The organism is Hyphomicrobium sp. 802, assembly GCF_000526135.1.
In the GTDB taxonomy this organism is placed as follows: domain Bacteria; phylum Pseudomonadota; class Alphaproteobacteria; order Rhizobiales; family Hyphomicrobiaceae; genus Hyphomicrobium_B.
On the sequence record NZ_JAFM01000001.1, the window covers coordinates 577,501 to 591,201 of the forward strand.

At 58.0% G+C, this 13,701-nt stretch carries 13 protein-coding genes and 2 rRNA genes (1 of these 15 only partly in view); 8 read left to right on the forward strand and 7 right to left on the reverse strand.

Annotated elements, in window-relative coordinates; translation table 11 throughout:
* The 3 genes from HYP802_RS0102925 to HYP802_RS0102935 form a co-directional block, all read left to right on the forward strand.
* Positions 1-2,739: ribosomal RNA gene (locus HYP802_RS0102925) — 23S ribosomal RNA — on the forward strand; it begins 54 nt to the left of the window's first position.
* A 139-nt stretch (positions 2,740-2,878) separates the two neighbouring features.
* A 5S ribosomal RNA gene (gene rrf / locus HYP802_RS0102930) occupies positions 2,879-2,993 on the forward strand.
* Positions 2,994-3,212: 219 nt separating this feature from the next.
* Complete coding sequence (locus HYP802_RS0102935; protein ID WP_155831112.1) at positions 3,213-4,220, forward strand: hypothetical protein; 1,008 nt, start codon at positions 3,213-3,215, stop codon at positions 4,218-4,220.
* Between the two features lie 18 nt (positions 4,221-4,238).
* On the opposite strand, the gene HYP802_RS22740 is transcribed toward HYP802_RS0102935, so the two are convergent.
* Positions 4,239-5,075 (reverse strand): hypothetical protein, encoded by an 837-nt coding sequence (locus tag HYP802_RS22740; RefSeq protein ID WP_024275104.1) that lies wholly within the window; start codon positions 5,073-5,075, stop codon positions 4,239-4,241.
* Positions 5,076-5,309: 234 nt separating this feature from the next.
* Between HYP802_RS22740 and HYP802_RS0102945 the strand changes: the two genes are divergently transcribed.
* Positions 5,310-5,693: a cupredoxin domain-containing protein gene (locus tag HYP802_RS0102945; RefSeq protein ID WP_013950531.1), complete on the forward strand. Its 384-nt coding sequence runs from the start codon at positions 5,310-5,312 to the stop codon at positions 5,691-5,693.
* A 6-nt stretch (positions 5,694-5,699) separates the two neighbouring features.
* Positions 5,700-6,527 (forward strand): FTR1 family protein, encoded by an 828-nt coding sequence (locus HYP802_RS0102950; RefSeq protein WP_013950532.1) that lies wholly within the window; start codon positions 5,700-5,702, stop codon positions 6,525-6,527.
* Positions 6,528-6,568: 41 nt separating this feature from the next.
* Here HYP802_RS0102950 and HYP802_RS0102955 read toward each other — a convergent pair whose 3' ends face one another.
* Entirely contained in the window at positions 6,569-7,039 is a 471-nt protein-coding gene (locus HYP802_RS0102955) for a nuclear transport factor 2 family protein (RefSeq protein ID WP_013950533.1), read from the reverse strand.
* 116 nt (positions 7,040-7,155) lie between these two features.
* Here HYP802_RS0102955 and HYP802_RS0102960 point away from each other — a divergent pair, with 116 nt between their 5' ends.
* A complete protein-coding gene (locus tag HYP802_RS0102960; RefSeq protein WP_013950534.1) occupies positions 7,156-7,476 on the forward strand; it encodes a carboxymuconolactone decarboxylase family protein in 321 nt (106 codons plus the stop codon).
* 33 nt (positions 7,477-7,509) lie between these two features.
* Here the strand turns inward: HYP802_RS0102960 and ubiB are convergent, their stop codons facing one another.
* From ubiB to ubiE, 3 genes are all read right to left on the reverse strand, one after another.
* Positions 7,510-9,102, reverse strand: a complete 1,593-nt coding sequence (gene ubiB / locus HYP802_RS0102965) for a 2-polyprenylphenol 6-hydroxylase (RefSeq protein WP_013950535.1) — start codon at positions 9,100-9,102, stop codon at positions 7,510-7,512.
* A 254-nt stretch (positions 9,103-9,356) separates the two neighbouring features.
* Positions 9,357-9,650, reverse strand: coding sequence for a hypothetical protein (locus tag HYP802_RS0102970; protein WP_013950536.1), 294 nt, complete (start codon positions 9,648-9,650; stop codon positions 9,357-9,359).
* 128 nt (positions 9,651-9,778) lie between these two features.
* Positions 9,779-10,555, reverse strand: a complete 777-nt coding sequence (ubiE, locus tag HYP802_RS0102975; protein WP_024275105.1) for a bifunctional demethylmenaquinone methyltransferase/2-methoxy-6-polyprenyl-1,4-benzoquinol methylase UbiE — start codon at positions 10,553-10,555, stop codon at positions 9,779-9,781.
* 79 nt (positions 10,556-10,634) lie between these two features.
* On the opposite strand from ubiE, the gene mutM reads away from it, so the two are divergent.
* The gene (mutM, locus tag HYP802_RS0102980; RefSeq protein WP_013950538.1) at positions 10,635-11,513 is read left to right on the forward strand and encodes a bifunctional DNA-formamidopyrimidine glycosylase/DNA-(apurinic or apyrimidinic site) lyase; all 879 of its coding nucleotides are present in this window, start codon (positions 10,635-10,637) and stop codon (positions 11,511-11,513) included.
* A 7-nt stretch (positions 11,514-11,520) separates the two neighbouring features.
* On the opposite strand, the gene HYP802_RS0102985 is transcribed toward mutM, so the two are convergent.
* A complete protein-coding gene (locus HYP802_RS0102985; protein WP_013950539.1) occupies positions 11,521-12,153 on the reverse strand; it encodes a hypothetical protein in 633 nt (210 codons plus the stop codon).
* A gap of 49 nt (positions 12,154-12,202) precedes the next feature.
* The gene (locus HYP802_RS0102990) at positions 12,203-12,781 is read right to left on the reverse strand and encodes a hypothetical protein (RefSeq protein WP_013950540.1); all 579 of its coding nucleotides are present in this window, start codon (positions 12,779-12,781) and stop codon (positions 12,203-12,205) included.
* A 285-nt stretch (positions 12,782-13,066) separates the two neighbouring features.
* Between HYP802_RS0102990 and rpsT the strand changes: the two genes are divergently transcribed.
* Entirely contained in the window at positions 13,067-13,333 is a 267-nt protein-coding gene (gene rpsT / locus HYP802_RS0102995) for a 30S ribosomal protein S20 (protein ID WP_013950541.1), read from the forward strand.
* Positions 13,334-13,701: the final 368 nt, after the last annotated feature.

Below are 13,701 nucleotides of genomic sequence, written 5' to 3' on the forward strand. Positions count from 1 at the left end.
GGACGTGGTACGCTGCGATATGCTTCGGGAAGGCGCGAACAGCCGTTGATCCGAAGATTTCCGAATGGGGAAACCCACCTTCGACATCTTGAAATTCGCACCCATGCAAATGGGTTCGGATTTCAGGGTGTCACAAGAAGGTATTTAGCCCTGAATACATAGGGGTTAAAAGCAAACCCAGGGAACTGAAACATCTCAGTACCTGGAGGAAAGGACATCAACCGAGACTCCGCGAGTAGTGGCGAGCGAAAGCGGACTAGGCCAGTGATAAAGCAATGACAACTGGAACCATCTGGAAAGTTGGGCCTCAGCGGGTGACAGCCCCGTACAGGTAATGCAGAGCTTTATCCTCGAGTAGAACGGGACACGTGCAATCCTGTTTGAACATGGGGGGATCACCCTCCAAGCCTAAGTACTCCTTACCGACCGATAGTGCACCAGTACCGTGAGGGAAAGGTGAAAAGCACCCCGACGAGGGGAGTGAAATAGTACCTGAAACCGGATGCCTACAAACAGTCGGAGCCCGCAAGGGTGACGACGTACCTTTTGTATAATGGGTCTGCGACTTAGTCTGACGAGCAAGCTTAAGGCGATAGCTGTAGGCGTAGCGAAAGCGAGTCTGAACAGGGCGTTCAGTTCGTCGGATTAGACCCGAAACCTGTCGATCTATCCATGGTCAGGTTGAAAGTGGGGTAACACCCACTGGAGGACCGAACCGGTGTCTGTTGAAAAAGCCTCGGATGAACTGTGGATAGGGGTGAAAGGCCAATCAAGGCAGGAAATAGCTGGTTCTCCGCGAAATCTATTTAGGTAGAGCCTCGGACGAATACTCGAGGGGGTAGAGCACTACATGGGCTAGGGGCCCCTACAGGGTTACCAAACCTAAGTAAACTCCGAATACCTCGAAGTACTATCCGGGAGACACACGGCGGGTGCTAACGTCCGTCGTGAAGAGGGAAACAACCCTGATCGCCGTCTAAGGTCCCCAAATCACTGCTAAGTGTGAAAGGATGTGCGAACCCCATAACAACCAGGATGTTGGCTTAGAAGCAGCCATCATTTAAAGAAAGCGTAACAGCTCACTGGTCTAAACAAGGGTTCATGCGCCGAAAATGTAACGGGGCTAAAGCAGTGTACCGAAGACGCGGGTGTACAGCAATGTACGCGGTAGCGGAGCGTTCCGTAAGCCTGTGAAGGGAGACCCGTGAGGGCTCCTGGAGGTATCGGAAGTGCGAATGCAGACATGAGTAACGAAAGAAGTGTGAGAAACACTTCCTCCGAAAGTCCAAGGGTTCCTGCGTAAAGTTAATCTGCGCAGGGTTAGCCGGCCCCTAAGGCGAGGGCGAAAGCCGTAGTCGATGGGAACCACGTTAATATTCGTGGGCCAGTGGGTGTGTGACGGATGCAGCAAGTTGTTGAGGCTTATTGGATTGCCGAGGCAGCGAATGTGTCCCTGGAAATAGCCCCCACATAGACCGTACCCGAAACCGACACAGGTGGACTGGTAGAGAATACCAAGGAGCTTGAGCGAAGTGTGCTGAAGGAACTCGGCAAATTACCTGCGTAACTTCGGGAGAAGCAGGCTATCTCTTCGGGCAACCGGAGGGGTAGGGCACAAACTAGGGGGTGGCGACTGTTTACCTAAAACACAGGGCTATGCTAAGTCCAACGACGACGTATATGGCCTGACGCCTGCCCGGTGCTGGAAGGTTAAGAGGAGAGGTTCACGCCTTGAATCGAAGCCCCAGTAAACGGCGGCCGTAACTATAACGGTCCTAAGGTAGCGAAATTCCTTGTCGGGTAAGTTCCGACCTGCACGAATGGCGTAACGACTTCCCCACTGTCTCCAGCACACACTCAGTGAAATTGAATTCCCCGTGAAGATGCGGGGTTCCTGCGGTTAGACGGAAAGACCCCGTGCACCTTTACTGCAACTTTGCACTGGCAATCGTGGCTGCTTGTGTAGGATAGGTGGTAGGCTATGAAACCTGGGCGCTAGCTCGGGTGGAGCCGAAATGTGAAATACCACCCTAGTGATTATGGTTGTCTAACCGCGGTCCGTTATCCGGATCCGGGACAGCGCATGGTGGGCAGTTTGACTGGGGCGGTCGCCTCCTAAATCGTAACGGAGGCGTGCGAAGGTGGGCTCAGGTTGGTCGGAAATCAACCGTCGAGTGCAATGGCATAAGCCCGCCTGACTGCGAGACTGACAAGTCGAGCAGAGTCGAAAGACGGCCATAGTGATCCGGTGGTTCTTTGTGAGAGGGCCATCGCTCAACGGATAAAAGGTACGCCGGGGATAACAGGCTGATGACGCCCAAGAGTCCATATCGACGGCGTCGTTTGGCACCTCGATGTCGGCTCATCACATCCTGGGGCTGGAGCAGGTCCCAAGGGTATGGCTGTTCGCCATTTAAAGTGGTACGTGAGCTGGGTTCAGAACGTCGCGAGACAGTTCGGTCCCTATCTGCCGTAGGTGTAGGAGAATTGAGAGGATCTGACCTTAGTACGAGAGGACCGGGTTGGACACACCTCTGGTGGACCTGTTGTCGTGCCAACGGCACAGCAGGGTAGCTATGTGTGGAAGGGATAACCGCTGAAGGCATCTAAGCGGGAAACCCACCTCAAAACGAGTTCTCCCTCGAGAGTCGTGGAAGACCACCACGTTGATAGGCCGGGTGTGGAAGCGCTGCAAGGCGTGTAGCTTACCGGTACTAATAACTCGATTGGCTTGATTGCTCTCATTTAGCAATGCTCATCGTTTGCCTGAAATCGCAATGCGAAATTCGGCAATGGCGCGCTCTCACGAGCGCCGAACGATGAGCGTAGGGCTCAGAAAATAGACCAGAAAACAGAAGTCATATGACGTCTCCGCTGACCTGGTGATTATGGCGGGGTGGCTGCACCCGATCCCATTCCGAACTCGGCCGTGAAACGCCCCTGCGCCGATGGTACTTCGTCTTAAGACGCGGGAGAGTAGGTCGTTGCCAGGTCTGCCGAGACGTCATGTGAATTCTTGAAAAACGAAGTCAATCAGTGCCCTCTATCGAATTTAAGAACGCGCCGCTGTGCCTTGTGCCAGCGGCGCGTTTTTGCGTTTGAGCTACACAAACTAATTCACGCCCAATCCGGCGAATATGCTTTTGAGCAATTCGACTTTTGCTTTTCCGCTGCGGGTACTCCGACTAAAATTCGCGTCGCAAGAATGAAATATGCGGTGTCTCGGGGCGCCTGCGAAATTCGGGGCGTCACGCGATATGCTGCAATACATCTGGTCGAAGCTTTATGCGCAGTGGCTCCGATCTCAGCTTGTCAGACGTTTGCCGAAAATCGAGCTGAAGCACGGGACCGGTACGAACCTGATCCTCGGGATTGCGCGCAACTACAGCATTTCCGACTTGCGGCCGTTTGTCCGTTCGGCGCGGAAATTTCACGACTGCCGAATTCTTCTCGTCATCAACAACGATCCAGAGCTCGGCAAAGCGCTCGAAGCCGAAGGCGTCGATTGCGTCCTTGAAGACGTTTCATCAAGTCTCGGGCGGCCGCATATGAATTTTGCGCGCGTGACCGATTATGTCGCGGTGCTGCAAGCGCTCTCGGGGCAGGTCGAACGCGTGTTTTTGGCCGACACGCGCGACGTCGTTTTTCAAAGCGATATTTTCGAAGCGCTGCCTGATGCCCCGATGATTTTTTTTGAAGAGGGCAAAGGTTTTTCTCTCGAATCCGCCGGCTGGAACGGCAATGCGATCCGGCGAACTTTTGGGCTGCCGGTCTACGATCAAATCAAGCATCACGAAGTGATCTGCAGCGGCACCGTTCTGGGACGGCACGGCGTCACGCTGATGTATTGCTGGGAGAAGCTTTTACTCGGGCAAATGGTTCGCCGGCGTCATCACATGCGCTCGGGCGTCGATCAGGCGACGACGAACGTCATCGCACGTGTCAATCTCGTGCCGTCGTCGGTCGTGATGCCATACGACGGAGCGGTCGCGACGCTATCCGGACACAACACGAATTTTCTATCGGTCAAAGACGGACTGCTGGTGACAGCGCAAGGCGGTGTGCCGGCCGCGATCCATCAATACGATCGCAATCCTGCGGTCCGCGATTTTGTCTATGCGACGTATGACGGTCCAAAGAGCGGCAAAGCAGGCGATAAATCGAAGGATTCGACGCTGCGGAAAAAGCTTCGCGTCGCGTTCGGTCTGCAGGGACCGTAATTGCGTGCGGTTTTGCGCTCATTCGATCGCATTTTCTTTGCCGCCGCGGATCGCGACTTTGACACCGCATTTCTCCATCGGGAGCGCGGTCGATGTCCAGCGATCCTTCGTCACCGTTACGACATAGCGGCGGCAGTCGCGTCCCGCGCCCTGGACGAAATGCACGGTGAAGACCGCTAGTCCGGCTTTGCGTTTGTGCGGCCAGACGAACTCGCCGTTGTTCGGCACTGTCTTGATCGCTTTGCCGATCGCGTAAGCCGCGTTGCGATAATCCGTCGACGTCAGACGTGCGAGAACTGCGCGCGATAGATCAGGGTGCAAGCCGGCGGCTTCGGCCTTTTTGCGTAACGGATCGTGCGATGGCCGCGGCGGGGCATAGGCATCAGATACATGCGGTTTTTCTGGTGTTTTTGCATCCGCCTCGTCGTTCGTATCGCCTGGCGCAGTGGCGACGGTGACTTCAGGCAGAGGCTGACTCGGCGGCGGGATCGCTGCCGGCGGCGGAACGGGAGTAGGCGGGGCAAGTGGCGTCGAGCCTGGCGTGTCGGCGGATGCGATCTCTTTCGTCGGCAATGGCGCCGAGGTCGCTTGTTTTGACGTCGCCAACGACGATGCGATGCGTTCAAATTTCGAAGTCCATTCTTGTCGCGTCTCAGCATCGGTGGCGAAGGCGCACCCGACGGTGGCGGCGATAAGAAGGAAAAGATACGTATAGGGAACGATTTCCAGGCGTCGTGACGGTTGCGGGCAAACCGGCTCACCGGCGTAGAAGTCTTGCGACGCGAAATCGGCATCGCTTTCGGAGATCATGAACGAGGGAAATTCGTCAGCGGAATAAGACGCGCGGGCATACATTGGTCGATCCTCAAATCTTCCAGCGAATATCGGTTCCCGCGCTGCATATGCATCGCACTGTCCTGGCCAAAAAATGGCAAGACGAAAAATGATGGAATTTCGGCGTTTTCTTCAGTCCGTCCAACCGGTTCTGCCCAAGGCGAGATCAATGTTCTTGACTCTTCTAGTGGCGTTCGCTCAGTTGACGGTGGACCTGATCTCGGGACCTTGAATCCTGACCTATTAGGAGCAGAGATGAGTATTTCACGTTTCGCACGTGCCGTGCATCATTCGTCATTTTCTTCCATTCTTCTTGGTTCTGTTCTCGCCGTCGGCGGTGTCGTGATGGGCGCCGTCGCTGCCCAGGCGGAGGATACGCACGAGGTCGAGATCTCAATCAAAGATCATAAGTTCGAGCCGGATGCGCTGAAGCTGCCGATCGGCAAGCCGATCAAGATCACGGTGAAGAACCTCGACGCGACGCCGGAAGAATTCGAAAGCCACGACCTCGGCTTCGAGAAGATCATTGCCGGCAACAGCTCGGCGGTCATTCGCGTGAAGCCGCTAAAGCCTGGCACCTACATGTTCTTCGGTGAATTTCACCAGGATAGCGCGCTCGGTCACGTCGTTGCGGAGTAGGCGGCGATGCTTGCGGCTCTCATCATTGTCTTTCGCGAAGTTCTCGAAGCGGGCCTGATCATCGGCGTGGTGCTCGCGGCATCGCGCGGCGTTCATAGCCGTAACGGTGCGGTATCGCTCGGAGTCCTCGCAGGGATCGCAGGCTCAATCATCGTTGCGATGTTTGCCTCGCGGATCTCAGATGCTTTCGACGGTCGCGGTCAGGAAATTTTTGTTGCGGCGATCCTGCTGTTTGCGGTCGTCATGCTTGGGTGGCACGTGGCCTGGATGGCGCATCATGCTCGCGAGATGACGCAGCAGTTGCGGCAGCTGGGCAGCGATGTTTCTGCCGGACGGCAATCGTTGTTTGCGCTCGGCGCGGCCGTTGCCGTGGCGGTCATGCGTGAAGGCAGCGAGGTCGTGTTGTTCATGACTGGCATCGTCATGCAGGGCAAGGATAGCGGTTTCGAACTTCTGATCGGATCGGGGATCGGGCTGCTGCTTGGCGCTGTCGTGTCGATGGTGCTTTATTTTGGGCTCGCGGCCATTCCGATCCGGCAGATGTTTGCGGTTACCGGCGTTCTCATCACATTGCTGGCTGCCGGGCTTGCAGCCTCCGCGGTCAAGCAGCTGTCGAATGCAGGCCTGTTGAATGCGTTCGATTCTACGGTCTGGGACAGCTCGTCCATTCTGTCGGAAAACAGTTGGCCGGGGCGGGTCTTGAGCATTCTGGTTGGTTACATGGACCGGCCGACGGGAATGCAGCTCATCGCGTATGTCGCAACGGCGGCTGCAATTTTCTCTTTGAGCTACATCTGGCGAGCGCCGGCGAAACCGGTCAGTCAGAGCGCATAGAAAAAAGGCGCCCCTCGGGGCGCCTTTTTTATTTCATCGGCTCAAAGACCAAGATCCGACAATCCCGGATGATCGTCGGGGCGGCGTCCGAGCGGCCAGTGGAATTTCCTCTCGCTCTCGGAAATGCGCAGGTCGTTGATGCACGCATAACGATGGTGCATCAGGCCGTCGGGGCCGAATTCCCAGTTTTCGTTGCCGTAGGCGCGGTACCACTGGTTGCTATCGTCGCGATATTCATAAGCAAAGCGTACGGCGATGCGATCCCCGGTAAATGCCCAGAGTTCCTTGATGAGGCGATAATCGAGTTCGCGGTTCCACTTCCGCGTCAGGAATTCGATGATCTGCTGACGGCCGACCGGAAACTCGGCGCGGTTTCGCCAAACGCTATCGACCGAATAGGCCAGCGCGACCTTCTGCGGATCGCGGCTATTCCAGCCGTCTTCGGCGCCGCGGACTTTCTGAATGGCGGTTTCGCGCGTGAAGGGCGGGAACGGCGGTCTGCTTTCAGACATTTTCGTCTCCTTCAAATTTGACAGTGGAGGGATTGCTTGACCCTGGACGCGAACGTCACGAGTCTCGGCGGCAGATCGAAACCGCTCGACGACACCTGCGGGAGGGAGCAGCTACCATGTACGACATCGCCAATCTTTCGAATCTGCCTCATTTAAGAAATCTATCGTCGACGACGATGTCGGCGTTCGAAAACTTCGATCGCGCTGCCATGGCGGCGGGTGCCATTCCACGACGCTATAAGGAATTGATCGCGCTTGGCGTCGCCATCGCAACTCAGTGTCCGTACAGCCTCGAAGTCCATCGCACCAACGCAGAGAATGCCGGTGTGACGGAAGCAGAAATTGCGGAAGTCATTTATATCGCGGCGACGATGCGGGCAACGGCCGCTATCGCGCACGGGACGCATCTTGTCGGGCCGCGCAAAGCAACGCGCTAATGTCTGCGCCGCTAATGAAGTCTGTTGTCTGGCCTACAATACGCTGATCATTTTTATCATAATGATCGCCAGGCTGACGGCTGCGATCCAAAGTGCGATGTCGGCTGTCCGGCTGCGTCGCGAGCGCGATGCGATTTTATCGATGGTTTCATCGTCGAGGCGAAGTCCCGCATTGGCCATTTGGGACATGCCGTTGATTGCCTGCGCAACATTTTGCAGAAGCGCCGGAGTCTTCATCAAGACATCGCCGATTGTTTCAACGCCACGGCCCGCTTCGCGCAAGCGGCCGAGAGGCGAGAGATTGGATTCCATCCATTCCTTCGCCACCGGTTCGGCGGCGACCCAGACGTTCAACGTCGGATCGAGATCGCGCGCGACGCCTTCGACGATGACCATGCTTTTTTGCAGCAGGATCAGCTCTGGACGTGTCTGCATGTCGAAGACTTCGGTATAAGCGAAGAGCTGGCCCAAAAGGTCGGCCATCGAAATTTCTTCTGCCGTGCGGCCTTGGATCGGTTCGCCGATGGCGCGCATCGCCTGGGCGAATTCTTCGACGCTGTGATGCGGGGGCACGTAGCCCGCTTCGAAGTGGATGGCGGCGGCGCGGTAGTAATCGCGCGTGATGAGGCCGTGCAGGATTTCTGCGAGGAAGCGGCGCTCGGGCAGGCCCAAGCGGCCCATGATGCCGAAGTCGACGGCGACGATCTTGCCGTTGGCATCGACGAACAAATTCCCCTGATGCATATCGGCGTGAAAGAACCCGTCGCGCATGGCGTGACGAAGAAATGAGCGCAGCACGGTCATGCCGAGAGCGGCAGTGTCGAAGCCCTTGGCCTTGAGAACGTCGCGTTGTGCGATCGGCGTGCCGTCGATCCATTCGATCGTCAGAACGCGTTTGGCCGTGCGTTTCCAGTCGATATCGGGAACGCGGAAGCCTTCGTCCTCTTTGATGTTTGACGCCATCTCGGAGATGGCTGCGGCTTCGAGGCGCAAATCCATCTCGAGGTCGGTCGTGTGCTTCAGATTATCGACGACGGCAACCGGTTTCAGGCGGCGCGCCGGCGGATACATGCGTTCGATCATCCGCGCGGCGAAATAATAGCTGTCGAGGTCGCGATAGAAACGCTTCTCAATGTTCGGCCGCAGAATCTTGACGGCAACGGCCTTCTTCACGCCGTTGTCGAGCACGTAGGCTTTGTGGACCTGGGCGATTGAAGCGGCAGCGACGGGCGGTCCGAATTCGATGAAATGATCTTCGAGCTTGCCGCCGAGCGCGCGTTCAACGGCTTCGCGGGCTTCCGCCATCGAGAACGGTTCGGCTTTGTCTTGAAGCTGGCGCAGATCATCGGAAAGCTCAGGTCCGATGACGTCGGCGCGGGTGGCAAGAAACTGACCGAGCTTCACATAGCTCGGACCGAGCTTCGCCAATGCCGTTGCGACGCGGGCGGATTGCGGCTCGCCTTTGCGGAAGGCCGATGCAACAAGCGTCACCGGCAATGTGGCGATGCGCGCAAGTTTCAGAGGCAGCGGTACCGGCATGCCCTTCGGAACGAAGCGGACGCCATATTGCGCTAGCACAAAACCGGCGCGCGCGAGTCGTAGGGAGTTAAGAAGCGCTCCGGGCATGGTGGTGATTTCGTCGTCCTGAATTCTCTGGGGGCGCAGGCCGTGGTTTCGCTCGGCCTCGGCACATTGCGCCGCAACCTCGTTGGGTCAAGTGTAGCCGCTCGGAGGGGTAAAAACGGTTAAGCCGGGACGGTATTCGTAGCTGCCTCAGCCAGGGCCATTGCGGCTTGGACGCCATACAACTTACGGACAAAAAAAAATAGCGCCCGGCGGATTGCCGCGGGCGCTACTTTCGAGCAAATGCTCAGCTCGACCTATAGCTTGCAGAACGTTGCGCGGCCGTGACAGGTGACCATGCTGCCGTTCGGGCTGCAGCGATATTTTTTGTTGACGACCTTGTAGCCGGCGACCTGGCCGTTCGCCAGGAAACCCGGCCAGAGACCCCAGCTGACGTTCTGGACCATCGTCTCCATCGCGAACCATTTCGCCGAATCGGCCGACGTTGACGTGGCGACCGCACCCTTCGTCATGCAGCCAGCATTGGCGACGCCGGCGCCGAGCGAAACAAGCGCCGCAGCTGCGACGCCGATCAATAGCTTCGATTTCATGAGTCCCACCTCCTCGAATAGAAGAAAGTCATTCCTTCGTCCCCGAGAGGGAAAGCTATGAATCGCTGCCGCCAGCGTCAATTGAACTTACGCTGAAGGGCAAAAAACGTAGTTCACGCTGTGGCCGATCAGATCTTCCAGCCGCCGTGAATCGCCGCGATGCCGCCGGTCAGATTGCGATAGGCGACGCGCGAGAAACCAGCGTTACGAATCATGTCGGCGAAGGCTTCCTGCTTGGGGAAGCGGCGGATGCTTTCGACGAGATAGCGATATGATTCCGAATCGCCCGCAGCCAGCTGACCGAGACGCGGAATGACCTCGAACGAGTGGAAGTCGTAGGCGCGATCGAGCAGCGGCACGCGGCATTCGGAAAATTCCAGACACAGGAAGCGTCCGCCGGGCTTCAGCACGCGGTAGGCTTCGGCAAGCGCCTTGTCGATGTGGGTCACATTGCGAATGCCGAACGCAATCGTATAGGCGTCCAAGCTCGCGTTCTCGAAAGGCAGCTCTTCGGCGTTGCCTTCGACACAGGTGATGCGGTTCTCAAGTCCTGCATCGGCGATGCGGCGGCGGCCGACGTCGAGCATCTCAGGGCTGATGTCGCAAATGACGGCGGTGGCGTTCGGCCCTGAATCTTTGGCGTAGCGGATGGAAATGTCGCCGGTGCCGCCGGCAACGTCCAAAAGCTTGAACGGCGTGGCACTGCGCGGCGCGTTGAGCATCGTGATGAGTTCGCGCTTCCAGAGGCGATGCAGGCCACCGGACATCAAGTCGTTCATCAGGTCGTAGCGATCGGCGACCGACGCGAAGACCTTGTTGACGAGCCCCTGGCGTTCGGTCTCGGGTACGGTGCGGAAGCCGAACGACGCGGTGCTCTGGCTTGCGGTTTCTGAGTTTTGATCCATATCCGGGACCATAGCCGCTCACGAGCGGCAGCGCTATCGTCGGCGCGTCTCATCGTCAATTTCAGGTGACATTCCTCCTATGCCCGAACTCCCCGAGGTCGAAACCGTGCGGCGGGGGCTGGCGCCGGTGCTGGTCGGCAGCCGGGTCGCGCGGATTGACGCGCGGCGGCCGGATTTGCGTTTTCCGCTGCCGGAACGGTTCGGCGAGCGGCTGGCGGGGCAAGACATCGTCGGGCTGGAGCGGCGCGCGAAATATCTGATTGCGACGCTTTCGAGCGGCGAGGATCTCGTCATGCATCTGGGCATGACCGGACGGTTTTCCGTCATCCATAAGGACTTCATCGACCGGCCGGGGGACTACATCCACGATACGGGGCCTGATCCGGCGCACGATCATGTTGTGCTGCATCTCTCTGACGGGACGCAGGTGATCTACAACGATCCCAGGCGGTTCGGATTCATGGTCATGATGCCGCATGCGGAGCGGCCGGAGCATGCGCTGTTTCGCAAGCTCGGGGCGGAGCCATTGAGCGCCGAACTGACAGCCGAATATCTGGCGCGACGCGCGCTGGGCAAGAAGGTCAACCTCAAAGCGTTTCTGATGGACCAGCACATCGTGGCGGGGCTCGGCAACATCTACGTGTCTGAGGCGCTGTTTCAGGCGGGGCTATCGCCCGATCGTGTTGCGGCAACGTTGGCGAACCGTCGCGGAGGCATCGAGAAGGCCGAGAAGCTCGTCGTTGCGATCAAGGATGTTCTGCAACGGGCCATTGCAGCGGGCGGTTCGACGCTGCGCGATTACCGCAGTGCCGACGGCAAGAAGGGAGCATTCCAGGAACGGTTTGCCGTTTACGACCGGGAAGGCGGCATGTGTCCCACTCCTGGATGCGGCGGCGAAATCCGCCGCGCGGTGCATGCCGGGCGCGCGACGTTTTATTGCCGGCGGTGTCAGCGCTGAAGTGGTGTCAGCTTGCCGTTGAGGTGGCGGAGCGCTCGCACAGTGCGGCGTTCGTCTTGATCAGGATGACACTGATGCACATCACGGCAAAGCCGCCGCCGAGGAAAAGCTGGTTCGCGGCCCAGTCGCCTTTATGCGTTATGGCGAGTTTGCCGGCAGCGATCAGCCAGACAAGGCCGATGGCAATCAAGATCGCCTGATAGCCTGCGATTTTCGCCATGCGGTCGAGCGACGATGTCTGTGCGAGCGGGTCGTTTGGGTTTGAAAGCCGCTTCAGGTAATAGCCGTAGGCGGCTGCAAACAGCATGCAGGCCGTACCGTATTCCCAGCCGTGCTGCCAACGTACGTGCGTACCCAGATAGATGGCGTAGAACGCCACGCCGCACCAAAGGAATGCCAATGCAATCAGAAAGACGTTCGCGCGCATTGCTTCGCGCTGCGTGGCCATGGCCGATCCGTTTTCGGGGCGTTGCCAATGCGGGGCGTTGGTTCGCAGTGCGGCCATGATCATGACAGCCGAGAAAACAGCGGCGGCGACTGCCGAGTCCGCGATCTTCATCAGACGGCAGGCGAGATACATGGCGATGAGAGCTGCGGCGAGTGTCACTGCCAACCAAGGCAGCGATGGGCGCAAGGTCATGATGTCGGAAGCTCCCCCTTTTGGACGGCGCGGTGGCCTGCTCTCGAACCTACATGCGTGAGCGCAGGGCGTCCAAGCTGATAGCTGCAATGGCGAGCGCACCAAAGAAGAAGATGTTGCATCCCGCCCAATCGGCGTGGGTCGCGGCGCGCGGAAACTTGTGATCGACGAATAGGCTGATGACACCGGCCGCCATGCCGATCACCTGAAACTGAAGAAGAAGCCGTCCCATCTTCACCAGCATGGCGTCGTCGCGTCCTGCGGAACGGTCGCGATCGAGAAGGACGGCGAAGCCGATGGTGGCGACGGCAGCGAACAGAAAGCCGATGAAAAACTGCCACCACTCGGCCCAGTGCTTATCCATAACGAAGAGGTACGTGATCAGGATCGCGAGTGCGGCCCAAGCCCAGACCAGAGCCAGATATCGCGCCGTCGAACTGGCGATGGCGCTCATCGGCGCGCCGATGTTCCTCAGCTTCTGGTGATCGCGGATGGCAATCAGGGCGAAGGCAATGCAGATGACCGCGACCGTCGCCAGCTGCAGGGCGGGCTGTTCTGCGGCGGCGGCCAGGACAGTCGCGCAAACAGTAGCCGCGAGAGAAAACAGCCAACCGGTCATGGACAACATTCTCTGGCGGCCTCCCAATTCTGGATCAAAAGCATGTAAGTCGGGATGGACTTAGCGCAAATGGCGGCGCAAAGCGCTGCGACCGGCCGTCGGCGGCGGCTTTTGTGACGGATTCGTTCTTTTCCGGGTGGGCTTCATTGACCGGCGGCCGTTAGGCGGGTATATCCCCCGCAAACCGTGCCTGGAGCGAAAATCCCGGGCCGACGATCAATATCTTCAACCCATTGCCGCGCTTAGCATTTTGCGAATGCGACGGCGCATTCGCAGCAAACGTAAGGACACCCAATGGCAAATACGTCGTCGGCTAAGAAAGCCACGCGCCAGATGATCCGCCGCACCGAAATCAACAAGTCGCGCCGTTCGCGCGTCAAGTCCGAGGTTCGCTCGGTCGAGGAAGCTATCAAGTCGGGCGACCAAGCCAAGGCACTCGCTGCGCTTTCGGCCGCTGAACCGCTTCTCGTGCGCACCGCTCAGAAGGGCGTCATGCACAAGAAGACCGCAGCCCGGAAGGTTTCCAGGCTCGCTCAGCGTGTCAAGGCCATGAGCGCATAACGCACTTGTGAATAAGGGGAGCCAATTTTTCTCCCTGTTGCATATTCGCTACGGTAAAGAGCGGGCCCGCCAACGGGCCCGCTGTTTTTTTATCGTCATTAATCGCCCGGAATCCGGCCCATTGGACGGGATGTTCTGATGCCGGATAAGTTGGGCGCTCCTTCGAGGCAGAGTCGGACGGCAAGAGAAAATGACGTCTGGGTGACGGTCGTGGCGGCGATGCAACCCAGAGTGTGTCGGTGGAAAAAATGCGAATAGAGTCAGATGGTTTATGCACAGAGGTTGCGATGTGACTCGCGTTTTCACCAGTACCTGTGGACAACTTTTGGTACGCCTCAATCGCCCCAATGGCTGCGCTGGGGTGCTTG